Origin of the sequence: Pseudovibrio sp. W74, from assembly GCF_001623085.1 — a bacterium.
Lineage (GTDB): Bacteria > Pseudomonadota > Alphaproteobacteria > Rhizobiales > Stappiaceae > Pseudovibrio.
The window spans coordinates 136,387-161,116 of the sequence record NZ_LMCJ01000002.1 but is presented as its reverse complement, the minus strand read 5'-3'; the positions used below and the strand labels follow the sequence as shown (position 1 = coordinate 161,116).

Here is a 24,730-nt window from a genome sequence, read left to right as displayed (position 1 = left end):
TCTGTTATGGCATACTATGCAAAATCAAAGGGCCAACGGGTGGTGGACTGGAGTGTTCATTACGGCCTGCTCGCCTGCTATCTGTTCTTTGCGCTGTTTCCGCTTTTTTGGCTGTTCAAGGTCGCGGTGACACCGACTAAACTGCTTTACTCAGAGGGCATCCGCATGTGGCCCTCAGAAATGACGTGGACCAACTTCACGCAGGTGATGACAGATACGGACTTTCCGCAGTTCTTTATCAACTCGGCTATCGTGTCAGGCTCAACCGCTTTCATTTCCACGCTGATTGCAGCGGCGGCAGGCTATTCATTCTCACGGTTTCATTATCGCGGTAAGGCAGTCATCATCGTGCTGATGCTGGTCACACAGATGTTCCCGCTGGTCATGCTGATTGCACCGATCTTCCGCATTCTCACGCCGCTGGGGCTGACGGACAGTCTGCTTGGACTTGTGGTGGTCTACACGGCCTTCAACGTTCCGTTTGCGACCTTTCTGATGCAGTCGTTTTTTGATGGCATTCCCAAAGACCTTGAAGAAGCAGCCATGATTGACGGCAATACCCGCTTTGGGGCGCTGGTGAAGATCATCTTCCCGCTTACCCTGCCGGGCATTGCAGCCACGCTTGGCTTTGTGTTCACCGCAGCGTGGAGCGAGCTGCTCTTTGCGCTCATGCTGGTCAGCAGTCCGGATGCAGTCACCTTCCCGGTTGGGTTGCTCACGTTCGTCTCCAAGTTCTCTGTCGATTTCGGGCAGATGATGGCAGCGGGCTTCCTGGCGCTCATTCCAGCGGCAATCTTCTTCTTCCTCATCCAGCGTTATCTGGTGCAGGGTCTTACCGCCGGTGCGGTCAAAGGATAACGAGGTACCCTATGGCTTCTATTCAAATCACCGAGGCAACCAAATCCTACGGAAACACCGCTGTTTTGCATGGGATCGATCTGAACATTCAGGATGGTGAGTTCATTGTGCTGGTTGGCCCGTCTGGCTGTGGCAAATCCACCTTGCTGCGTATGATTGCGGGGCTGGAGGAAGTGACATCCGGCTCAATCTCCATTAACGAGCGGATCATTAATGATCTACCGCCGCGGGATCGGGACATTGCCATGGTGTTCCAGTCTTATGCGCTCTATCCGCATATGAGTGTGGAGGAGAACATCAGCTATGCGATGACCCTTCGCAAATCACCGAAGGAAAAGATCGCCAGCGCCGTCAATGGTGTCTCCAGTATTCTTGGTCTGAACGGTCTTCTGGAACGGCGCCCCAAAGCGCTCTCCGGCGGTCAACGTCAGCGCGTTGCTATGGGGCGGGCGATTGTGCGTGACCCGCAAGCGTTTTTGTTCGATGAGCCGCTTTCCAATCTGGATGCGCGCCTTCGCGAGCAAATGCGCTCGGAAATCCGGAAGTTGCATCGCAAGCTCAATGCCACGTCTATTTATGTGACACACGATCAGATTGAAGCCATGACCATGGCCGACAGAATCGTCGCCATGCATGATGGATATATTCAGCAGGTTGGCACGCCGCTGGAAATCTACGACAAGCCAGCCAATGTTTTTGTGGCTTCATTCATCGGGTCTCCAGCCATGAACTTTATTAAGGGCACAGCCTCGGCATCTGGTGACGGATATCACCTTCAGACAGATCAGGGACACCAGATTATCCTGCCGGAAAGCGCGGGCCTGAGGGATCGGATGGACGTTATTCTGGGCGTGAGACCAGAGCATTTGATGATTGTAGAGGAAGGCCCGGCAAGCCTCCCGGCAACTGTGGATCTGATTGAGCCCATGGGTCTTTCCACGCTGGTTCATGTGCGTGTTGGACAAGACAGCCTTAAAATCTTCACACTCGACCGGCCTGATATCGCTGAAGGCACGCAGGTTCACGTGTCTTACATTAAAGAAAAGCTGCATATGTTTGATGCTCGGACGGAAATGCGGCTGGAGTCTCCTGTATAAGTTCCCCTGAACTGGTTCGTTGCTGCGGCAACGAACCGTTTTTCTGGGCTCAGGGTTTCCACGTTCTTCTGGGGCAACCTAAACTGGTATAAATACTGCCTGATATATGTACCGCAGAAGGAATTCCTCTGAATGCCCTCGATCAGTCTGGCCGTCGTTGGTTTGGGAATGGCCGCAAAACCACATCTGGAAGCGCTTGACCTGCTGAGAAATCACATTGAAGTCGCAGGTTTCTATACCCGAACAAAGGCCAGGGCAGAGGCTGTCTCTGAGCAATATGGCTGGCCATGCTTTGACAGCCCTGAGCAGATTGCCAGCGATCCGGAGATTGACGCGGTCCTTCTGCTGACCCCACCCGATCAACGCCACGAACTGGTTGAGCTGTTCTCCGGTGCAGGCAAACACATCCTGACAGAAAAACCGCTGGAACGGACCTATGACGCGGCGGCTGAGCTAGTGGAACTCTGCGATTATGCAGGCATCAAATACGGTGTCGTGTTTCAGCACCGTTTCCGCGAAGGTGCAAAGCAACTGAGGACGTTGCTTTCAGATGGGGCTTTGGGCGATATCCATCTGGTACGGGCGAACATCCCGTGGTGGCGGGATCAGGCCTATTATGATCAGTCAGGCCGGGGCACCTATGCACGCGATGGCGGCGGTGTGCTGATCACGCAGGCCATTCATGTGCTGGACCTGATGCTGAGCCTGACCGGCCCGGCAAAGTCCTTGCAGGCCATGTGTGCAACGACCACGGCACATAAGATGGAAGCAGAGGATTTCGCCACGGCTGGTATTGAGTTTCACAGCGGAGCTGTCGGGTCCATCATGGCGACCACGGCTACCTTTCCCGATGTAAAAGAAACGCTTGTGCTGGATGGTTCAAAGGCCTCTGCCCATCTGGAAGGCAGCAAGCTGACGGTGACGTATCGCGACGGGTCTATCGATGTGTTTGGTGAACGCAGTGGGACGAAGGATGGAACGGGTGGCGGGGCTAACCCAATGGCGTTTCCATGCGACTGGCACCGGGATCTTATTGACGATTTCGCCCTCAGCATCATTGAGCACCGCGACCCGAAAGTAACTGGCCATGATGCGTTGATGGTGCATGCGCTCATTGAGGCGATTGAGAGCTCTTCACGCACCGGATCAAAGGTTGATGTGCGCGAGGCGGAACTGTCGAAGGCCTACATCTGACAGGTGGTTCGCTGCCCAAAACTTTGCAGATAAAAAATGAGCAGGAGGCCGGACGAGGGCTCTCCTGCTCGGGTATTAGGCATCATCCGTGGGAGGTTTTAGCCTAAATTCTTTCGCGGTTTGATCAGACCTTGGCCCGCTTGCGCTGGCGATATTGATCCGCAACCACTGCAGCTACAATGATACCACCTTTCACGATGTCCTGGATGTAAGCATCAATACCAAGGAACGTGAAACCACTCATCATTGTACCCAGAATAATGGTTCCGATGACGGTGCCTGTGATGCGACCAACGCCGCCTGCAAGACTTGTTCCGCCAATAACAGCTGCAGCGATGGCGTCAAGCTCATATGCAAGGCCCATACCCGCCTGTCCACTGCCAGCTCGTGCTGCGGCAACCACACCGCCAAGACCAGCCAGCAAACCAGCAAGGGTGTACACTTTGATCAGGTGACGGCCAACGTTGATGCCGGAGACTTTTGCCGCCTGAACATTTGCACCAGTTGCATAGGTGAATTTGCCGTAGCGGGTGAAGCGCAGGGCTATGTGGAAGATAAACGCGGCCATCAGAAAGATGATCACCGGAATGGTGCCGGAACCGAGCCACATGTATTCTTCAGAAAGCAGGCTGATCGGCTGACCTTTGGTGTAGTAACGTGCTAAACCGCGCGCTGTTACCATCATGCCCAGAGTTGCGATAAACGGAGGGATGGCCGTGTAGGCTATCAACGACCCGTTTATGAACCCGGCTAAGGCCCCGACGGCGATACCAGCCAATACTGGTACGAGGAACGGCATGTCCGTGAACATTGGAAAGACGGCACGGGTATAGTCAGAGGTTTGCGCAAAACTGGCGGCAACCATGGCCGAAAGCGCAAGCACTGAGCCTGAGGACAGGTCAATACCGCCGGTGATGATCACCTGCGTCACGCCAATGGCCAGAAGGCCGATGATGGAAACCTGCAGAACCATAATCAGCAGGCGCTGTGGGTTGAACAGGAAGGTGTCACCCTTCACAATCCAGCCCAGAATTTCAAAAAAGACTGCAATGCCGATCAGTACGAGGAAGATGTTAGCTTCTACCGGCAGTTTTCGAGCTGGAGCATTTGTCTCAGCTACATCAGTTGCATTTGCCATCTGGCAAGTCCTTTCAATCTCTGCGTCGGGCGCTTAAAGCTGCCGCGCATGAAAACTCTTAGTTGGAAGCAAGGCGCATAACGCTGACCTGATCTGCTTCAGCTCGATCCAGAATTCCGGTGACATGTCCTTCATGCATCACCATCACGCGGTCACTCATGCCCAGCACCTCCGGCATCTCGGAGGAGATCATGAGAACAGCAACGCCCTCACCTGCCAGTTTGGTAATGAGCTTATGGATTTCAGCCTTGGCGCCCACGTCAATGCCGCGGGTTGGCTCATCCAGGATGAGGATGCGAGGTTTGGTCAGCAGCCAGCGACCAATCAGAACCTTCTGCTGGTTGCCCCCAGACAAGTTCTCGATGCGCTCGTTCATGCCCGGTGTTTTAACGCGAAGGGCTTCGCTCATTTCCGTGCACAGCTTGGAGACTGCGCTTTCGGCCACAAAACCGGCCTTCACATGATCCTGACTGAGAAGCGCGATCTGCATGTTCTCCTGAATGTCGAGCATCATGAACAGACCGGTGTCCTTGCGGTCCTCGGTCAGCAACGCCATACCATGACCCATGGCCTCTGCTGGCGTTTTGATCTTAACCGTCTCGCCGAACACGCTGATGCTGCCCCCCGTTGCCGGGGTCACGCCGTAGATGGTCTCTGCCACGTTGGTGCGACCTGAGCCCACCAGACCTGCAACGCCGAGAATTTCACCTGCACGCAGATCGAAGTTCACGTTCTCGAACACGCCGTCCAGACACAGATCCTTCACAGAAAGGACCACATCACCGATTGGCACTTCCTCTTTCGGGAACATCTGGGTGATCTCGCGGCCCACCATCATGCGGATGAGCTGATCACTGTCCAGATTGTTGGCAAGGTCGGTGCCGATGTATTTGCCATCGCGGAAGACGGACACGTCATCAGCGATCTCGAAGACTTCGTCCATCTTGTGAGTGATGTAGACGATGCCTTTTCCCTCTGCCTTCAGGCTCGCGATGATCTGGAACAGGTGCTCAACTTCGCGGTCTGTCAGAGCGGACGTTGGCTCGTCCATGATCAGCACATCAGATTCATAGGAAATCGCTTTTGCAATCTCGACCATCTGACGGTTGGCGATGGACAGGTCACGAACTTCAGTTTCCGGATCCAGATTGATGTTCAGCTGGTCGAACAGCTTTTTTGTATTGTCACGCAGCGCTTTATGATCAACAAACCCGAGCTTCGTCAGCGGCTCTCTGCGGATCCAGATGTTTTCGGCAATTGTCATGAACGGCATCAGGTTGAGTTCCTGATGGATCATGGCAACGCCCTGTTCCAGCGCATCCAGCGGCGTGGTCATGTGGACCTGTTTGCCACCCAGACGAACTTCTCCGCGGTCTGGTTGATAGATGCCTGCAATAATCTTCATCAGGGTGGATTTGCCCGCCCCGTTTTCTCCCATGAGGGCATGAACTGTGCCGGGTCGGATGCGCAGGTTCACATCATCCAGTGCAACAACACCGGGGAACTCCTTGCGCACACTATCGACTTCTAGCAGGTATTTTTGTGGGGCTGCGGCACCCTTATTCTCACGTACCGCCTCTTGTGTGCTTAAACTCACAGTCCGTGAACTCCATTTTTCTGCTGGCAGTGTGAGGGGCTTCCGGGTGCCTGGCCCGGAAGCTTGATCACTTGGAGGCTGGGCGCATTCCTGTCACTGGATAAAGCCAAGGGAATGGAACGCGCGCCAGAGCAAGGCGGAAGGCTCTAAAGCCTTCCGCTCAGCTGCTTACTTGTTGAGGAACTCGCCAAGGTTTGCTTTGTTTACCAGCTTGAATGGGATCCAAACGATGGTGTCCACTTTTTCGCCGCGAGCCAGCTTCAAAGCAGCTTTCACAGAGCCTGCGCCCTGGCCTTTAGCGTCCTGGAATACAGTTGCGAACATTTCGCCACGGTCCATGGAAACGAGTGCATCTGGAGTAGCATCAACACCAGCAACTGCGATGTCGCTGGACGCAATGCCAGCCTGCTTCATGGCGATCAGAGCGCCCAGAGCCATTTCGTCGTTGTTTGCAGCAACAGCGTCGATTTTGGTGCCAGACACGATCCAGTTGTTCATCAGGTCGATTGCTTCAGAACGCTGGAAGTCAGCAGTCTGCTCTTCAACAACCTTGATGTCCGGGTAGCTGCCAAGAACTTCTTTAACGCCCTGTGTACGGCCACGTGTGCCGTTGGACGCCAGTTCGCCGAGCATGATAGCAACGTTGCCTTTGCCACCCATCTGCTTGGCCAGTTCTTCCATCTGCAAACGACCAGCAACAACTTCGTCAGAGCCCACGAACACAACCTTTTCAGGCAGTTCTTTGTCTTCTGGCTTACGGTTTACGTAAACAAGTGGAATGCCGGCACTGTTGGCCAGTTTGGTGATGCGCGGTGTTGCGGATGTATCAGCCGGGTTCACGATGATCGCATCAACGCCCTGTGCAACAAAGTTCTGTACCTGGTCGATCTGCTTACCGATGTCGCCGCGTGCGTCTTCAAACTGAATTTCAACGCCGTCAGCTTTGGCTGCTTCGTCACCCATCGCGTTGCGCAGGATGGTCAAGAAGTTATCATCAAAATAGGCCATTGAAACGCCGATGTTCTCAGCCATGACGCTGGTTGTCATCATTGCCGATGCAGCTAGAGCCAATAGAGTACGTTTCATTACTTCCTCCTCCGTGCCGAAAACTGGCACTTCTCCCAAGATTAGGTTGGCGCGGATCCCCATCTACGCCAATTTATTTAGCGAAATCAGTCGCCTGGATGATCAGGCAGCGGTTGCCGCCTGCAGTTCTTTTTTCAGGAAATCAAAGCTTGCCTGCGTGGCGTCCACCACGTTTTCAAGGGCATGCACAACTGGAGAAAATGGCTCCAGAGACACGTGACCTGTGTACCCGTTGGCAAGCATGGTTTTGATTTGTGCGGCGTTGCCCAAACGGTCAGCTTCCCCCACCAACAGACGGTGATCATCCAACATTTGCGCAATGGAAAGGTCTGGATCTTCCACACCGGAAATGTGCATGAGGCCTGTCTGGTCCGCGAAGAACTCTGTTTCTTCTGCAAGGTGATGGTGGAATGTGTCATGCACCAGCTTGAACACACCCTCCCCGTTCACATCGCGGATTGCTGCAACAGCATCCGCCTTGCGGCGCAAAGAGCACTGCGGAAAGCCCAGAGGCTCCACGAGGCCGGTGATCCCAGCGGTCTCCAGCAGTGGTTTAAGTTCTGTCAGAGATTGGCGCAGGTTTGCCGCCAGCTCATCATCGCTCTTGCCATAATCATGGTCGTTGACCGGGCACATGACGAGAGCTTTGGAACCACACCGCTCAGCAAAGCCGATGAGTTCGTTTGCCTCAGCAAGACGAATATCTGACCACTCGTTAAAACGCTGAAGGGCATTGATGCTGATGATTTCGACGCTATGCTTTTCAGCGAGTGCTTTGACGTCTTCTGCTGGTGTTTTCTGCTCAAACGGATTGCCAGCAATGTCATTGCGGATTTCTACGGCATTGATCCCCATGGAGGCAGCCATGCCAAAAAACGCGTCCAGCGTCATTTGAGGTGCAAGCATATGGTTCAACGCGAAGTTGATGTTTCCCGACAAACGACTTCTCCCAATGTCCGATGTATAAACATCAATTTGATCTGCTAAAGATCATATGTAAGTACTGGTACCTGTCAATTTAGAGTCTGAAATTACATGTAAAATCGGGGTGAGAGAACGAATATTCCATCATTTCAATATTTTGGAAGGTTTGCTCCCGTGAAGTCAAAATGTGAATTTCGGTGTCAGGATTGATCGTTTTGATGGCTTAACAATCAAAGGTGATATATATGAGGCGTGGCAGCTGGCAGAATCCGAGTGTGTTGGACATTGCAAACAAGGCAGGTGTTTCGACCGCTACAGTTGACCGTGTCCTCAATAAACGGGGTGGTGTTTCCAAGGTCAAAGTGGGGCTGGTTCACAAGGCACTGGTGGAGCTGAAAGAGCCCGAAGAGGTTGCCTTGGAAAAAGTTTCTCCAATAACCGTTGGGTTGCTGGTGGATTCTGGAACAAGTTTCATTGAAGAGCTTATGGGACTGGTGGATCAGCGCTACGGGGACGATCCCAATGTGCGGTTCAAGCGCTTTTCTTCGCACACCAAAGACTTTGAACCGAGTGTGTTTTCAGAGCGGATGATCTCCTGGGTAAGCAAATATGACGGCATTATTATCGCTGTGCGTGAACATCCCGCTATCACCCGCGCTATTGAAGAAATTAGCGAAACCGGAACGCCGGTGATCTGCCTGACAACAGACCAGCAAAGCCCTAAACACCTTGGTTACGTTGGGATGGATCAGATCGCAGCAGGCCTGTGTGCGGCCCAATTGCTGGGGAAACTCTCTGGCGGCAAAACAGGCGAAGTCTTCCTTGCAACCAGTGCGCATTACCACTGTCAGGAAGGGCGGGAGACTGGTTTCCGGCGATTGCTGCGCAAGGATTACCCGAATATCACTATTTCCGAGATTATCAATTCAAACGATGATGCGGAGACCGTCTATCAGTTGTTCAAAAAGCGATTGGATGAAGGCGCAAGGCCACTTGGTATTTACAATGTTGCTGGCGGAAATACGGGCATCGCAAAAGCAATTGGTGAGCTGGGTTCGCCGATCACCTTTGTCGGCCATGAGTTGAACGAAAACTCACGCAAGCTGCTTGAGAATGATCAGATGGATTTCGTAATTACACACGATATGGAAACCGAGCTGAAACGGTGCATCAAACTCATTAGGTGGCAAAAGGATTTTCCTGATGGGATTCAACCAGAATACGGGGCTTTACCACCCGTTTTGAAGACGCGCTTCAACATCTGATGTATTTATGATGCAAATATTTGGATGAATTAGACTGCCATTCTAAGGAATGGAATATATTTTCCACGATATTGTGCGTTTGAATCATCTCAAATCCCAGGAAAAACAACGCATATCTGGCATTTAGCGTTCATATTGTGCCCATGTGCAGAGTGGCATCATGGCAGGGTGGTCGGATAAGTTCGATCCGTAGTTCCGCTATACGTACTAGTTCTGATGTTATTCACATCAAAATTGAGGTGTCCCCTCAGGCAGTTTGTGTTTGTGCTGTAAATAGTATGCGGGCCTACCGGTCTCGTTCCCTGATGGGATCAATGAGGCTGCAAGAGTGACAGTCGCTTTGATGAGTGAATGCTCGCTCTTTCCTGCTGCTGGGTGCAGGGCATCGTCCGCGCTCATCATATGCAAAGCAGAGATGCAAGAGTGACCCTCAATTCCTGTCAGTTGCAATCGCCTCCTCTTATTCCTTAGGCTCATTCATTGATGATCTGACGTTTGCGTCATGGATTCACTTCAGTTTATTTGCTAAACGTTCAACAATTAAAATGAGTGAATGTTGGCTGATTTGGAAAAGAAGAAGACACAGGCAGAACGGCGGGAGGAATCTGAACGCAAGCTTTTTGACGCGCTGGTGAGCATCATCAACGCGGAAGGTGTTCAGATGGCGACCTGCGAGAGCATCGGCCTGAAAGCGGGGTACAGCCGCGGTCTCACCATTCAACGGCTTGGCAAAAAAGACGAGATGTTCGTCAAGCTGATCGACCGCATGGTGAGCGAGACCGAGGCACACGTTACCCGGCAGATTCCACCGGAGACAAACGCGAGGGAGGCGATCCGGCAGTATATCGACATTCACTTTGAGGATTTGCAGAACAAGCCCAGCTATCAGGCTTATTTCGCACTGATGGCGGGCAGCGTTACAGATTATGCTCTTTTAGGAGATGCGGTGAAACGCGCACACGAGTTCGTAAAGCGGCTGCTTGTCTCTTATCTGGAGCGCGGCAAAGCGGAGGGCGTGTTCCCGCAGGATCTGGATTCAGCCATTCAGGCCGTTTCCATCGGAAGTTATTTGCTTGGGGTAGCACTGCAGCAAAAACTGCATCCAAGCCTCGATATCACTCTGCTGAAACCGGCAGCGTATTCATTGATACCATCATTGCCTGAAAAACAATAAGCGCCAAAATCAGCGCACCACGAGGAGAACAGGCGTCACATTTTAAAACGCACAGCGCACATCTGCGCTGTTCAACCTATGACTTGGGAGGGGATTATGGTTGGAACACATACTGGGGTGCCGGCAGGTGCCATGAATTTTGATATGCTCGTGAACCATCTGCAGAAGGTGGACACCGGTATTCCGTTGTTTAAAGACCTTGGCGGTCGCACCTTCAGCAATCCGCAGTTTGCGAAGCGCACTCGCCAGTTTGCAAAAGGTCTGCAAGACCTTGGCCTTGAGCCGGGCGCCCGCGTTGCCATTCTCAGCCTCAATTCCGCTGAGTATGTGGAAGCGATGATCGGCACCATGATTGCGGGCATGATCTCCGTTCCGCTCAACATCCGCTGGTCTGCAGAAGAGATGCTTTATGCGATCGGCCACTCCAGCATGGAGGCCATCGTTTATGACGACACGTTCTCGCCTATGGTGGCGGCCATCAAAGAGCGTGCGGATAGCCTGAAGCATTTCATCCATGTGGGAGAGAAGGAGCAGCCTGAAGGCACCAAAGCCTATGCAGATTGCCTGAGTGAGCCGATTGCGCTGGAGCTGGGCCGTGATGTGGAGACTGAGTGCTTCATGAGCTACACCGGCGGCACCACCGGATTCCCGAAAGGTGTCGTTCACACCCATAGTTCCATGCTCGCCAGTGCCAACATTGTTGCTGCCAACGGCGTTCCTTACCATGACCGACCTGCGCTTCTGGTCATGCCGCTGTTCCATCTTTCTGGTTATGGCCTGCTGCTGGCTCGCCTCATCCAGAACAAGCCGTCTTTGATAGTGCCGATGTTCCGTCCGGATATTGTGGTGGCTGCGGTTAAGAACTTCGACGTCTCGTCCTTCCTCATGGCACCGGCCATGTTCCAGATGCTGATGTACGCTCCGGAGTTTAACTCTGAAGACTTCTTGCGTGTGTCACAGCTTTATTACGGCGCCTCGCCTATTTCTGAGGCTCTGCTGAAGCTGATTCAGGAGAAATTTCCAAAGACCGATCTCATGCAGGTTTACGGCATGACAGAGGCTGGGGCGGCGACGTTCCTTGCAAGGCAATTTCACGAAGGCGAACTCATGCGCTTTGGTGCCGCCGGGCAGGCCGCCTCGCCGCTCATCCAACTGCGCATTGAAGATGAGGACGGCAATGAACTGCCAACCAACACAATTGGTGAGGTGGTGCTGTATTCTCCAGCTGTCATGAAGCGCTATTACAACGCTCCGGGCCAGACAGCAGCCGTGCTGCGCAATGGCGGTTACCGCACAGGTGACGTCGGCATGGTGGATGACATGGGTATCCTCTCGCTGAAAGACCGGCTCAAGGACATGATCATTACAGGTGCAGAGAACGTGTACACCGCCGAGGTGGAAAGTGCGATCTCCACGCATCCGGATGTGTCGATGGTGGCGGTGATCGGCATTCCTGACGAGACCTACGGTGAGGCTGTTCATGCGGTGATTGTAGCAAAGGAAGGCAAGACCCCGACTTTTGAAGAGATCCGCGCCCACACAAAAGAGCGCATTGCTGGCTATAAATGCCCGCGCTCCATGTCTCTGGTAGAAGAGCTGCCACTCTCTGCCATGAACAAAGTTTTAAAGAACAAACTTCGCGAACCGTTCTGGGAAGATCAGAACCGCGAAATTGCATGAGTTCAATCGGGGCGACCTGGTTGCCCCGGTCCTTAATCTGTTTGAAGATCACAAGACACGGTAGAAACACATGGCGACGACAGCATACGTTTATGATGCGATCCGCACTCCGCGTTCCAAAGGAAAGCCGGATGGATCCCTCAACGAAGTCAAACCAATCAATCTGGTGACCACCCTGCTCTCCGAAATGCAGGGCCGACACGACCTCGACACTTCCCGGGTGGATGATGTCGTGATGGGCTGCGTAACCCCGGTGCGCGAACAGGGCGCTGTTCTGCCAAAAATCGCTCTGCAGAAAGCGGGCTGGGACCAGACCGTGGCTGGCGCTCAGGTCAACCGTTTCTGCGCCTCTGGCCTGGATACCTTCAACACCGCCGCAGCGCGTATTGCATCCGGCTGGGAAGATATGATCTGCGCAGGCGGCTATGAAAGCATGAGCCGCGTGCCTATGGGCACTGATGGTGGACCGTTCAGCGAAGACCCTGAAACCGTGCTCGCCACAGGCTTCGTGCCGCAAGGCATTGGTGCAGACTTGATTGCCACTATTGAGGGCTGGAGCCGTGATGATGTGGACGCAGCAGCCGTTGCCAGCCAGCAACGGGCAGCGCACGCACGCGATAACGGTTGGTTCGACAAATCCGTTGTGCCGGTCAAAGACGAGAACGGCATCATTGTTTTAGAAAAAGACGACTTCATCAAACCGAAAACAGACATGCAGACCCTCGGCTCTTTGCGTGCAAGCTTTGAAAAGCACGGGGCAATGGGCTTTGATGCTGTTGCTCTGGCGCGCTATCCGGAAGTTGAAAAAATCAACCACGTCCACACTCCGGGCAACTCCTCCGGCATCGTAGATGGAGCGTCCTTGATCCTGCTCGGCAGTGAGCAGGCCGGTAAGGACATGGGTCTGACACCTCGCGCCCGCGTGCTCTCGGTTGCTGTGACTGCGTCTGATCCAACCATCATGCTCACCGGACCGGGACCAGCTTCCAAGAAGGCACTCGCCAAGGCTGGCCTGACCATTGACGATATTGATCTGGTTGAGATCAATGAGGCTTTTGCCTCTGTCATGATGCGTCTGCAGAAGGACCTCAATGTACCGGACGAGAAGCTGAACGTGGTTGGCGGGGCGATCGCTATGGGTCACCCACTGGGCGCAACCGGCGGCATGCTGGTTTCCACCATGATTGACGAGCTGGAACGCAGGAACCAGAAGCGTGCCTTGATCACCATGTGTGTTGGTGGCGGCATGGGCATCGCGTCCATCGTTGAGCGCGTATAACGGGGAAGACCATGTCTGAATACACTTACGAAAAAGACGCCAGCGGCATTGTTACAATCACGTTTGACTCAGCTGGCAAGTCCGCAAACACCATGACCCGTGCCTGGTTTGAAGGCATGAAAGAGCTGATGGCCAAGCTGTGCGCTGAAGAGGGTCTTTCCGGTGTCATCATCGCCTCTGCCAAAAAGACCTTCTTTGCAGGCGGTGATCTGGAAGAGATGCTCCACGGCAGTATGGACCCGGAAGATATCTTCGCCTACGTGGAAGAGATGAAAGCCCCGCTGCGCCAACTGGAAAAGCTGCCAGTGCCAGTGGTTGCGGCCATCAACGGTGCCGCGCTTGGCGGGGGCTTCGAGATTTGCCTCGCCTGTAACCACCGCATTTTGCTCAACTCTCCAAAGGCCGTTGTTGGCCTGCCGGAAGCGACACTCGGCCTGTTGCCAGGCGCTGGCGGCGTTGTCCGCCTCACCGCAAAGCTGGGACTGGAAGCAGCGCTGCCACTGCTGGCAGAAGGCAAGCAGCTGCGTCAGGAAAAAGCGCTGAAAGCCGGTTTGGTGGACGAGTTGGTTGATATGCCGGAGAAGCTGATCCCAGCTGCAAAGGCATGGATCAAAGCCAACCCTGAGGCTGCTGTTCAGCCGTGGGATCAAAAAGGCTTCCGCTATCCAGGTGGCAATGCGGAAAGCGCCAATGTGCGCATGGTGGCCGCGATGGCACCAACCATGCTTTACAACAAAACGCGTGGTCTGATGCCCGCACCTGAAAAGGTGATGGACATTGCCGTCAACTCCATGCGCATGGGCTTTGACAGCGCACTGCGCAATGAAAGCCGCGGCTTTGCTGCTCTGCTGCGCTCCACTGAAGCCCGTGCAGCGATCACCACGTTCTTCTTCGGCATGCAGGCGATCAAGTCCGGCAAAGTCCGCCCGCAAGGGGATGCCTGGAAAGCAGGCAGCTCTGCTATTCTTGGCGCAGGTATGATGGGCTCGGGCATTGCATGGGCACATGCAAGCCGTGGCCTGCCAACCACACTCAAGGACATGAGCCTGGAGAATGCTGAAAAAGGCAAAGGTTACTCCGTAAAACTGGCAGACAAAGCCATCAAACGGGGCCGCATGGATGAGGCGAAGAAGGAAGCCCTTCTTGGCTGTATCACTCCGACCGACAGCGATGACACCTTTGCTGGCACCGACATCATCATTGAGGCGGTCTTTGAGGATATCTCTTTGAAAGAGAAGGTTATCCCTGAAACTTACAAGCAGCTTTCTGATGCCGGTATCTATGGCTCGAACACCTCGACCCTGCCGATCTCCATTCTCGCGGAAAGCTGTCCTGATCCGACCCGTTTCATCGGCCTGCATTTCTTCTCGCCGGTTGATAATATGAAGATCGTCGAGATCATTGTTGGCGACAAAACCAGCATCGATACCCTGCGCAAAGCCTATGATTACGTGCAGCAGATCGGCTACCTGCCAATCGTGGTCAACGACAAGCGTGGCTTCTTCACCAGCCGTGTGTTCGGCACTTATCTGGATGAAGGTCTGGCTCTGATGCGTGATGGCATGAGCCCGGTCGCTATTGAGCGTGCTGCGTGGAAAATCGGCATGCCGGTTGGTCCGCTGGCCGTGCATGATGAAGTCTCCATGGTTCTTACCAAGAAGATCCACGAGACCCACATCGCGCTGGACAAACGCCTCGGCGTTGAAAACGGGTTCCCGGCAGATGATAGTTCCAACGTAAAGGTTGGCCAGTCCATGGTGAACATGGGCCGTGGTGGTCGTCACTACGGCGGCGGCTTCTACGAGTACGCTGGCGATGGTTCCAAGAAACTCTGGGATGGTCTTTCCCAGTTCAAAGAGCGTGATCTGAACGTTTCCACGCAGGATGCGGAAGATCGCATGATGTACCGTCAGGCCATTGAGACCCTGCGCTGTCTGGATGAAGGCGTGTTGCGCACAGAGGTGGAAGCCAACATCGGCTCCATCTTCGCCATTGGCTTCCCGGCACACACTGGCGGTGCTCTCCAATTCATCCACGGTATCGGCCTTGAGGCCTTCAAGAAACGCGCTGACGAGCTGGCAGCAGCTTATGGCCCACGCTTTAAAGTCACCGAAGCAGCTCTTGATAAATTGCGCAGCGAAAAACTCGCAGCTGCCTGAGCTTAAGCCGACTAAACAACAAGCCCGCGAAGCCATCGTTTCGCGGGCTTTTTTGTGTGCGGTTGCCTGCCGTTGCGCCACACTTCATCTCTGCACTGATAAAAATACGACATACTCTTCAGATTAACTTCAGGCTCGCAAGGAAGAAGGGCATTGGAGGTGGAGAGATTGTCTGAGTGTTGTTGAGTTGTCGTGAGATTGCCTGTTGGCATTCCGGTTGACCTGAATGTGCCCGACCCTCTGTTCCCCATCCTAAGAATAAGCGATGTAACCTGATCATGAGGCAGCTGATGATTGACAGAACCGTCACACCAGCCCGTGTTGCCATTGTTGTTTTCATTATAATTTTTTCTGCAGTGCTCGCCCGATTTTACGGGGCTGCCATGTTGGGTCTGGGCGTTGATGAAAGCTATATGGTCGTCATGGCCCGAGATCTGTCTCTCAGCTATTTTGACCATCCTCCGCTGACCTTCTGGATTGTCCATGTGACGGCTTGGCTGACAGGCTCTGAGGCAGGCTTTGTGCTCCGCACGCCCTTCATCGCCATGTCGGTTGTCTCCACCCTGCTGCTGTACCAGCTCACCGCCCACTTCTACGGTGCGAAGGCTGGGGCATGGGCGATTGCATGGTTCTCCATCTCCCCGTTTTTCCTACTGTCGGCTGGAAGCTGGATTGTACCGGATGGGCCGATGATGCTCTTCTTGTTGGTTGCGGCCAGTCTTCTGGCTCCGCTCTCGGATCCGAATACAACGCACATAAGCAAGACGCGTTGGGGAATTGCCGGACTGGCATTCGGGTTGGCGCTGCTTTCAAAATACATGGCGGTTTTGAGTGGGCTTGGTGTCTTGCTTTTCCTGCTCTCGAACAGAACAACACGGCCCCTGCTTCGCAGCTCAGGCCTATACATTGCCGTGGTGATCGCGCTGCTGGTCTTCAGCCCGGTTATCTATTGGAATGCAGTGAACGGCTGGCAGTCCTTCGGATTTCAGCTCTCACGTTCAGTCTCTTCCAGTGATTTTGAACCTGTGGTGCATCTCATCAATTCCGGACGCATGCTGTTGGGACAACTGGCCTATCTTCAACCGGTTACGCTGGTTGTGTTCCTATGGCTCCTGTTGAGGCACTTCAGATCAGCTGAGAAAACAAGAGCTGATCGATATCTCCTGTGCCTTGCGATTGTTCCAATCGTGGTTTTCAACGCGGTGGCTTTGCTTTCCAGAAATACACTTCCCCACTGGCCTATGGCTGGATATCTGTTCCTCTTCCCTCTCTTGGGGAGTTGGTTCGCCAGCCTCAAGCCAACTGGGGCAGCGATCGCAAAACGCGCGTTTGCGGCATCCGCAGGGGTGATCCTCACTGTCGTGGTGCTGGGCGGACTGCATTTTAAAACGGGAGTTCTGACGCGTCCGCTGGCGTCTGCTGCCCGTTGGGATGATACCATCCGCGCAATGGACTGGTTTGATGTGAAGGATGCTCTCCGCCGCCGCGGTTTCTTGCAGGAGGATGAGCCCAGACTGATTTATACGCTGAACTGGATTGACGGCGCTAAGATTGCTTACGCACTTGGCGATCAAGCGCATGTCAGAGTGCTGGGCAGTGATCAGCGTCATTTCGGGCTGTTGCCAGAGCCAACAAATGATCCGAAGCGCAAAGTGCTCGTCGCGGGGCTTCTTCCCTTTGATGACTGGGAAGAGAGACTGCGCAGAGTTCATGCAGCACTGGCTGGGTCATACTGCACGATCACTCCCGATGAGCCGATTACGATTAACCGGGGTGGCTCGCCTTATCGGGCACTCTTCTTGCTCTCAGTCTCTTCTTGCTGAGAGGCTGGGCTCTTTTCAGGGGCCTCTGGTTTGTAATCCTTGTTGGTGAGAGCTTGATAAAACGGCTTGCTCCTCAGCATCTTTCGGTTCTCTTCGAGCTGGTCTTCGTCGTCCACACCAACACCGCGCGAGCCTTCTTCATTGCGGAAGGTTGCAAAGCTTAAGCCTTCGAGGCCGGCATCGGAATCCGGGTTTTTGCCCGGTTGAATCCCAGCGGCTGCCAGTTCCTGTTCCAGCAGTTTCAGGAAAAAGCCAAAGTCCTCAGCACCATCAGGATAGTTGGTGTCCTTAGCATAAGGATAAAGCGTGATCTGCGCACCTTGGGTGATACGATCAAAATATGCGTTTTGCTCTGCTATTTTTGCTTTGGCCTCAGGCGTGTCAGCGGAATACTTCTCCTGATCATCTTTAATCGCTGCCTCCGCTCCGTCCATATTGGTGACTTTGAACGAAAGGAAGGGGTTATCCGGTGAGAGCAAAAGTGGCGTCAGGATGTTTCCAGCTTGTGCCAGTTGATCCATCTGAACACTCAAATGAATCTTATTTCCGGCTTTCTCGTATTCGCCGCTATCAAGCACGGGCCTGCCGTCCTCACCCAGAGGCTCAAACTGGGTAAAGATGCCATCTCGGTCAGCATTATTGATCCGGTGATCGGGGTTTTTGAGCAACTCTCTTTGTGCTGATATCTTGTCCCTGCTCCGTGCGTACTCTTCTCTATCCGTGAATGGGATCTTGTGCTGCTCTTCATATAATTTATTCAGTTCAGTGAGTACTTCCTGAGCCGCAGCCACTGAGTTGCCGCCGGTATAAGCCCGTACGGAAGTTTCTTTGCGTGGTTTTTGAGTTTCTTTCGACGGTACTTCCTTGAGTGTCAGCTCCAGCATTTCCAGATAGGTTTGCAATGCTAGAAAGGTATCCCGACTGTCCTTGATTTCGCCAGCTTTCAGCTGTGCCTCTGCTTTATCTGCATTGGTTTTGATGAGCCCGGCCAGTCGAGGAGCCTCCTCCTGACGGCCCTGTGAGAAGCCCTCCAGGTCAAAACTCGCAAGGAACTTCAAACGGGCTTTGATATCTGCCAGCTCTTGCTTGCGATGCAACAGCACACAAGCGGAATCAACACCGCGGGCATAAGTCTCCTCGATCTCCTGCAGAGTAAGGTTTGCATTGTCCAACACATCCTCTGCTGCATCGACATTCTGCAACTTGTTCAGATCAGTCGCTTTGTCCAGAAGACCCGCTGTTTTCTTTACGTAATTGTCGAAGATTTCAAGATCACGGACATCCTTGAAGATATTCCGGCGCTTCTTGTAGGCCTCAAACTTGGCACGGACTTTTTTGATTTCCGGCGACAGGTCCGGGATTTGGGGCTCTGGCGGCATATGGTTCCCGGCCGGGCCGTCAACGTGCTCTGTTGGCTCCCCATTGGGAACGCCTTGCGGGCTGGAGCCTTCAACCGTGGTGCCCTGCACACCATCCATGTTGATACGAAGAATTTCAGAGACAGAATGGATCCACTCCTCTGCTTTCTGATCACCGGAAGTGTTGTCCGTTTCAGGGTTGTTTTTGGGCATCCATAGGCTCCGTTTCGCACCGGGAGAACGCCGCTATTTTGGAGTATCCCGCAGGTAAGCCAACTATCGCAGTGGTTTCAGAGCGAATGAAAAGTCAATGGAAACGATAAAATATTGGGGTATCTGATTGTCTGAATTGAGTTGGCAATTCCTGCTTGCACACGGCTTTAGCTCATCGGCCCAGGCTCTGGCTGTGATGTGTGCCCAACGTAAACCTCGGCAGACACATAAAAAAACAGCCCGCGCTGGAGGCTTGGCGAGCTGTTTTGAAGCAAATGACTTAGAATATAGTCCAGTCTAAGGTTCATCTCTGCTTGATATAGATTTCAAGTATAAATACAATAAGTTATGCAATATCCATTCTAATATTCTCTTCCCCCCATAACAGTTAAAACATAGCAGGATCTCATTTCGGCTTGCTCAAACCATCTGCTCAATGACCCATCAGCTGAGATAAATAATCTCGCCATGGGGCCACGAAAAACACAGTGTTTGTTTTGAAATGCGATCAGCTTACCTACAAGATTAAGAGAAACGCGGGTCTCCAACCATTCCCCAAATGGGGGCTTGCAGAAGAAAAAGAGCACCCCTCCGACAGATACCCGGCGTGTTCTGACCGTTCGATTAATAGGCCTGCCTCACCTATGTTACTCCGCAAAAGCTATCTACCACCTAAATCCTGTTTGATATTTATTGGCACTACGCTACGGTAACTGTGTCGAATATTTAAGGAATCATTGCTGTTTACACATTTAGAGGCATGGAAAAGAATTTTGAACTCTTTCTCACTCAGTTATATGAGTCTGTAGAGCACCCCGATCTGTTTGAGGACGCCCTCACCACGGCCAGTGACATGCTGGGAACATCTGGCGTTCATCTTTACACGTATGATGCTGCAAAACCTGAGGAGCGTCTCAACTATGTGGCGCGGATTGATACCGCATTCGAGCTTGAATACACCACAGACTACTTCCCCCATGACTACCGAATAGAGCGGGTTCACAAATCTCCCTATGGACAGGTGATAACCGACGCGGAGATAACAACGGAGCATGGGTTGAAAACCAACCCGGTCCATCAGTTGCTCCCCAAATATGAGGTTTATGACCTTATGGGGACGAACCTGACCAAGGGCGATAACTTCGGCTGGTTTGGTGTGTCTTCCCTCAGGGTCGGAGATGGCTTCACACCTTTGCAAAGAAAGATGTTTGAGCGCATGATACCGCATGCCAGCCGGGCTCTGCATTATCGGCAAAGGGTGAAGAGCCTTGAGATGAAGCTGTCGTTGCAAGACCGCGTTGCCGCAGAGCTGCCATTTGGCCTCATCGTCTTTTCACAGCATACCATCAGTTCCATCAATCCAGAGGCTCTTGAGATTCTGGAGCACGGGTTTTTGAAGCTGAAGAAAGCAGGCCTTGCCTGTGCTGAGCGTAAGCACAACAGAAAACTGGCAGAGGCGCATGTCAGCGCCCTTCACGGGGGCCTGCCCCTGTTGAAGCTGACGGATGAGCGATCCGGCATAACCTATCTGATCCAGATGTTTAACCCAAAACCACAGGCGGCAGGCGGAGCTGTAGAGGCCGCGCAGTATCTGGCGGTGAAGATCATGATGACGGGTACCACGGAGCAGGCAGATCGTGCTGTGCTGGAGAACATGGCAGATGCCTTCCGGCTCTCAAAAGCTGAGACAAATGTGATCTGCGCCGTCCTCTCCAACCAGTCCCTGCAAGCCTACTCAAAAAGCCGCTCCGTCCGGCTCGACACCGTCCGCAAACAACTCAGAAGCGCCCTTTACAAAATGAACATCAACTCCCAAAAACAACTCTTCCAGCTTTATGAAGTGTTTCGTTCGTTCTCGCGGTGAGTTGTGCGAATTGCTTGATGCGTTTCGCATTGTGCGTGCTAATCTGTGTTTATCTTCAACTCGTTTAGTACACGAAGGGAGCAGCTGAGCGTGTAGGCACTACAAGCATTTCATGTTACTTGTAGCGGGCCTTAAATCCAGAGTTGTAGATGTCATTTAATAATTTAAGTTTCCAAGCCTCTTGGAGAGAGTATCAAGAGCGCGTTCTCGCTGAGTTAGATACCCATCTGGATGATGACCACTTGCATATTGTTGCAGCTCCAGGATCAGGGAAGACTATCCTTGGATTGGAGGTCATGAGGCGAGTAGGCCAGCCTGCGTTAATTCTTGCCCCGACGATTACGATCCGCAATCAATGGATAGAACGCCTCACATCCTTGTTTTTGCCAGAGGATGAAGAGCGGCCTGATTGGATATCAAAAGACATCAGAAAACCAAAATTTCTGACTGTGATCACCTATCAGGCTCTTCATGCTGCATTCTCGAATGAGGACGTCGACGAAGAGCTTCAAGACGCAGAAGATGAAGCAGAAGATCAGCCAAGGGTAACCCAGTCTAAGTCGGTTGATGTAATTGCACTGCTTGCTGAGCAAAATGTGAATGTGCTCGTGCTGGATGAAGCGCATCATCTACGGAATGAATGGTGGAAGGCGCTCATCAAGCTGAAAGCTGGCTTAGTGAAGCCCAAAACCGTCGCATTGACCGCTTCTCCTCCGTATGATGTCGACTTTAAAGAGTGGCAGAAGTACGAGGAGTTGTGCGGCCCAATAGATGCTGAGATTTCGGTGCCTGAGTTGGTGCAACGCGGTGATTTATGTCCGCACCAAGATTATATTCACTTTTCTCTTCCGACAAAAAATGAACACCAGAAACTTTGGGAATTCAAAAAGAACGTCTCAGAATTTCTTAAGGAGCTTTCGGAGAATAAGCGCTTTTTGGATGCCCTTTCTGCTCATCCTTGGGTTTGTGACACGCAGCGACACGTTAAAGACATTCTTGATGATCCGCAGTTCTTTTCCTCGATAATTATTTTTCTCAACTCGCTTGGCTTCGCTCCGCCTGACTATGCTCTAACCATTTTAGGTGTCAGGTCGGCTGAAGTTCCAGGTGTTGATCCCAAGTGGCTTGAAGTATTGCTGAGTGGGGTTCTCTACTCCCACGTTGATGACTTTTCCGAGTTTGATGACACTCTGGTTGCTGTTCGCCGCGAACTTAAGCGAATAGGAGCTATTGAGCGGCGCAGAATAAACCTCGAAGACACCAAGGAAATTAAAAAAATACTAGCCAGTAGCACTGGTAAGTTGAAGAGCATTGCTACGATCACTCGAATGGAAGCCAAGCAACTTGGTGATGATCTGCGCATGGTGGTTCTTGCAGACTATATTCGAGAGACGGAATTGCCTTCTTGTGCGGATGAAATAGGCCCGCTTAATAAAATCGGTGTGGCCCCAATTTTTGAGCATCTCCGCCGTGAAAGCATTGCTGGTGTCAAACTTGGTGTGCTGACCGGATCTCTGATTATTCTTCCCAAAGATGCTCTAGGCATCTTTGACCAGGTGGTGAGAGATAATCACATTGATAATAGCCATATTCGGCTTTCTGACCTAGCTCATGATAAGAATTTCGTCCGCGTTCATATCAAGGGAGAGCAAAAGCAAAGCATCGTTCACTTGATAACTGAGGTGTTCAATGCTGGCGGAATTACTGCCTTGGTTGGAACGCAGGCATTGCTTGGAGAAGGTTGGGATGCGCCTTCAGTAAACACCCTCATTCTAGCCAGTTATGTTGGCTCTTACATGCTTTCCAATCAGATGCGTGGCAGGGCTATTCGTATTGATCCGAGTAAACCCAATAAAACAGCCAATATCTGGCATCTTGCATCAGTTGATATTGAGCGATTAGATGAAAAACTGAAATCAGTTTTTACGAAAGAGACATCGAGGCGAGAGATTTTTGATCCGTTCGATGACATTCAACAGGATGTTGGAGATGATGTGAGGATGCTGCAAAGGCGGTTTCTTGCGTTTGAAGGTGTTTCTTATGATGTGCCCTTCACAATAGAAAACGGCTCCAAGCGGCTTGCTCTTGCTGGCACTAAATGGACGGGTGCTGGCGTAGAAAGCCTTAATCAAAGCATGTTGGCGCGGGCTGAAATGAGGGAGGCCCTGCTTCACACATGGAGCAAGGGATTGCATGGCTCCAGCCCGAAACCGGAAACGCGTGAAAACATTGGTTCAAACTACGCGCCCCAAGGTTTCGTATTTTTTGAAACCATCCAATACTTAATTATGACAGGTCTTATAACTGCCGCTCTTGCCATTGCGCAGGTATTGTCTGGTGTTCGTGATGTTGAGACATTGGCGGTTTGGATTCTGGTCGGTGCAGGTGTGGCTGCGGTGATGATCGCACCAAAGGCTTTCAAGATTTTTCGACTATATCTTCGAAACAGTTCTTTAGAGAAATCTATCACGCAAGTAGGGCGGAGCGTTTTAGAAACCCTTCAATTCATGGAGCATATAAAAACAAGCACTCAAAACCTCCGCATTCAGTCCACGCAAAACAAAATGGGCGTCGTTTATTGTCGGTTGGATGGGGCGACACCTGCGGAGAGGCGTCTCTTTCTGGAGGCAATGGGAGAAGTTTTAGGCCCCTCTGAAAATCCGCGATATTTGCTTGTGCGCTCTTCCAGGCTTGGCGGCATATCTCGCGTGGATTATCACCCAGTTCCAAATTCTATTGGTCAAAAAAAGAAGAATGCCGAGTTCTTTGCTAAGCGCTGGGAGCGATATATCGGGCCCTCACAACTTATCTACACACGTAGCCCTGAAGGACGCTTATCGCTCTTGCAAGCACGAACGCAGTCCTTTGCTTCAGCCTTTCAGAAAAAGACAGATCGTTTGAGTGTGTGGGAGTAGTGCTTGCTATGTTTGTCTTTAGTGACAAGTTTATCTCGGCTCTCTGAATGTAGATTGGCTCTAGGGCTTGACGGTTTACGTGAGGTTGATCGCATGAATTTCAGGTTGCTGTTCACGCAGGACTTTTGAGTTTGCAGTTTCATCCCGCACCGCACAATGAAATCCTTAAAAAACGCAAGAAAACACGAAAGAACGCAAACGAACGCGTTGCTATGTGAGGCTAATTGCTGAGCGGGCTTCATGGATGATGAGTTCTGGTTTTAGGCGTCGGAAGAGATTTATGCCCGGTGCGCGGAAAAGTTATCAACTGCCTCTGTGCAGGGCAGAAAAACGCGGTTGGGAGGATAAGTGCGAGAGTGCGCAATTTTCTTACGGGGATAACGTGGTGTCCGCCAAAAAGTGTCGCAAAGAGAGGTTCCACTGCAAATAACTTGGTATAATTGCTCTCTGTGAAATTTAACAGGAAAGAAATCTCTGAGATATCAAGAGTTCGTGGCGGTGCCCGTGTATCTGCTATTGATTTATGCGCTTCACTCTTGGGCGTCTTCAGGCGGTTTTGCCTTTAAGCCCCGCAAAAAATCTTGCTTTGAAGGGGAATATAAGAATTTACAAAATTATTTACTGTGTGACGTCGAATATTACAGCGCCTGTTAATGCCTCATGAAGTCTATACTGACCTTTATACTTGTTCTAGGGGCAACCCCGTAGGAAAGACGTAGAATAGCTGCTTGACACATGGGTAAATGTGGTTTCATATGCCTTTGCTATCACATGATATGCAGTAAAGATGAGGAATAGGCCATGAGCCGGTCAGTACTGGTTCTTCAGTATCGCAATAAAAAGAGTTTGGCATGGTTTACGCAAGATGTTCGTCTTGCCTATGACTTCCCAAATGCGTGCGTATAAGCCTACAGGCCCATCAGTCCCTTTAAAAATTTGAATGTTTGACGCCTAATCTACTTGGAGCAACGGGAAAACTACATCTACCCTTGCGCTTTATCGGGCAAAACTACTCACACCGTCTCTGACAGTGAACGGGTGAGCTGCGTCTTACTTTCAAACCTGGTGACTGCTGCCGCAAAACACAAATTCCAAGATAACCGCCT

General features: G+C 52.1%; 16 protein-coding genes. 11 read left to right on the top strand and 5 right to left on the bottom strand.

Annotated features, from left to right (window positions below; all coding sequences use genetic code 11):
* Nucleotides 1-6 precede the first annotated feature (6 nt).
* The 3 genes from PsW74_RS01490 to PsW74_RS01480 all read left to right on the top strand — a co-directional run bounded on the left by PsW74_RS01490 (nt 7) and on the right by PsW74_RS01480 (nt 3,149).
* Nucleotides 7-858 carry a carbohydrate ABC transporter permease gene (locus PsW74_RS01490; RefSeq protein ID WP_206599540.1) on the top strand — a complete coding sequence of 284 codons (852 nt, stop codon included), beginning with the start codon at nt 7-9 and terminating at the stop codon, nt 856-858.
* An 11-nt stretch (nt 859-869) separates the two neighbouring features.
* The gene (gene ugpC / locus PsW74_RS01485) at nt 870-1,955 is read left to right on the top strand and encodes a sn-glycerol-3-phosphate ABC transporter ATP-binding protein UgpC (RefSeq protein ID WP_063287510.1); all 1,086 of its coding nucleotides are present in this window, start codon (nt 870-872) and stop codon (nt 1,953-1,955) included.
* A gap of 132 nt (nt 1,956-2,087) precedes the next feature.
* Nucleotides 2,088-3,149, top strand: a complete 1,062-nt coding sequence (locus tag PsW74_RS01480) for a Gfo/Idh/MocA family oxidoreductase (RefSeq protein ID WP_063287511.1) — start codon at nt 2,088-2,090, stop codon at nt 3,147-3,149.
* A 124-nt stretch (nt 3,150-3,273) separates the two neighbouring features.
* Here the strand turns inward: PsW74_RS01480 and PsW74_RS01475 are convergent, their stop codons facing one another.
* The 4 genes from PsW74_RS01475 to PsW74_RS01460 form a co-directional block, all read right to left on the bottom strand.
* The gene (locus tag PsW74_RS01475; RefSeq protein WP_063287512.1) at nt 3,274-4,287 is read right to left on the bottom strand and encodes an ABC transporter permease; all 1,014 of its coding nucleotides are present in this window, start codon (nt 4,285-4,287) and stop codon (nt 3,274-3,276) included.
* A 58-nt stretch (nt 4,288-4,345) separates the two neighbouring features.
* Nucleotides 4,346-5,884 carry a sugar ABC transporter ATP-binding protein gene (locus PsW74_RS01470; protein ID WP_063287513.1) on the bottom strand — a complete coding sequence of 513 codons (1,539 nt, stop codon included), beginning with the start codon at nt 5,882-5,884 and terminating at the stop codon, nt 4,346-4,348.
* A 168-nt stretch (nt 5,885-6,052) separates the two neighbouring features.
* Nucleotides 6,053-6,970 (bottom strand): sugar ABC transporter substrate-binding protein, encoded by a 918-nt coding sequence (locus PsW74_RS01465; RefSeq protein WP_063287514.1) that lies wholly within the window; start codon nt 6,968-6,970, stop codon nt 6,053-6,055.
* A gap of 102 nt (nt 6,971-7,072) precedes the next feature.
* Nucleotides 7,073-7,876: a TIM barrel protein gene (locus tag PsW74_RS01460; protein ID WP_063287718.1), complete on the bottom strand. Its 804-nt coding sequence runs from the start codon at nt 7,874-7,876 to the stop codon at nt 7,073-7,075.
* A 263-nt stretch (nt 7,877-8,139) separates the two neighbouring features.
* Here PsW74_RS01460 and PsW74_RS01455 point away from each other — a divergent pair, with 263 nt between their 5' ends.
* From PsW74_RS01455 to PsW74_RS01430, 6 genes are all read left to right on the top strand, one after another.
* Entirely contained in the window at nt 8,140-9,159 is a 1,020-nt protein-coding gene (locus PsW74_RS01455) for a LacI family DNA-binding transcriptional regulator (protein WP_208987781.1), read from the top strand.
* Nucleotides 9,160-9,715: 556 nt separating this feature from the next.
* Nucleotides 9,716-10,333 (top strand): TetR/AcrR family transcriptional regulator, encoded by a 618-nt coding sequence (locus PsW74_RS01450; protein ID WP_208987780.1) that lies wholly within the window; start codon nt 9,716-9,718, stop codon nt 10,331-10,333.
* A gap of 96 nt (nt 10,334-10,429) precedes the next feature.
* The gene (locus tag PsW74_RS01445; protein WP_063287515.1) at nt 10,430-12,013 is read left to right on the top strand and encodes an AMP-binding protein; all 1,584 of its coding nucleotides are present in this window, start codon (nt 10,430-10,432) and stop codon (nt 12,011-12,013) included.
* 70 nt (nt 12,014-12,083) lie between these two features.
* Nucleotides 12,084-13,292 carry an acetyl-CoA C-acetyltransferase gene (locus PsW74_RS01440; protein ID WP_057461429.1) on the top strand — a complete coding sequence of 403 codons (1,209 nt, stop codon included), beginning with the start codon at nt 12,084-12,086 and terminating at the stop codon, nt 13,290-13,292.
* 11 nt (nt 13,293-13,303) lie between these two features.
* The gene (locus PsW74_RS01435; RefSeq protein WP_063287516.1) at nt 13,304-15,451 is read left to right on the top strand and encodes a 3-hydroxyacyl-CoA dehydrogenase NAD-binding domain-containing protein; all 2,148 of its coding nucleotides are present in this window, start codon (nt 13,304-13,306) and stop codon (nt 15,449-15,451) included.
* 290 nt (nt 15,452-15,741) lie between these two features.
* The gene (locus tag PsW74_RS01430) at nt 15,742-17,274 is read left to right on the top strand and encodes a glycosyltransferase family 39 protein (RefSeq protein WP_063287517.1); all 1,533 of its coding nucleotides are present in this window, start codon (nt 15,742-15,744) and stop codon (nt 17,272-17,274) included.
* Here the strand turns inward: PsW74_RS01430 and PsW74_RS01425 are convergent.
* Complete coding sequence (locus tag PsW74_RS01425) at nt 17,235-18,845, bottom strand: virulence protein (protein WP_063287518.1); 1,611 nt, start codon at nt 18,843-18,845, stop codon at nt 17,235-17,237. The two genes, PsW74_RS01430 and PsW74_RS01425, sit on opposite strands and share 40 nt — an antisense overlap.
* Before the next feature lie 760 nt (nt 18,846-19,605).
* Here PsW74_RS01425 and PsW74_RS01420 point away from each other — a divergent pair.
* The gene (locus tag PsW74_RS01420; protein WP_063287519.1) at nt 19,606-20,709 is read left to right on the top strand and encodes a hypothetical protein; all 1,104 of its coding nucleotides are present in this window, start codon (nt 19,606-19,608) and stop codon (nt 20,707-20,709) included.
* Between the two features lie 149 nt (nt 20,710-20,858).
* Nucleotides 20,859-23,624: a DEAD/DEAH box helicase family protein gene (locus tag PsW74_RS01415; RefSeq protein WP_063287520.1), complete on the top strand. Its 2,766-nt coding sequence runs from the start codon at nt 20,859-20,861 to the stop codon at nt 23,622-23,624.
* The last annotated feature ends 1,106 nt before the right edge of the window (nt 23,625-24,730 follow it).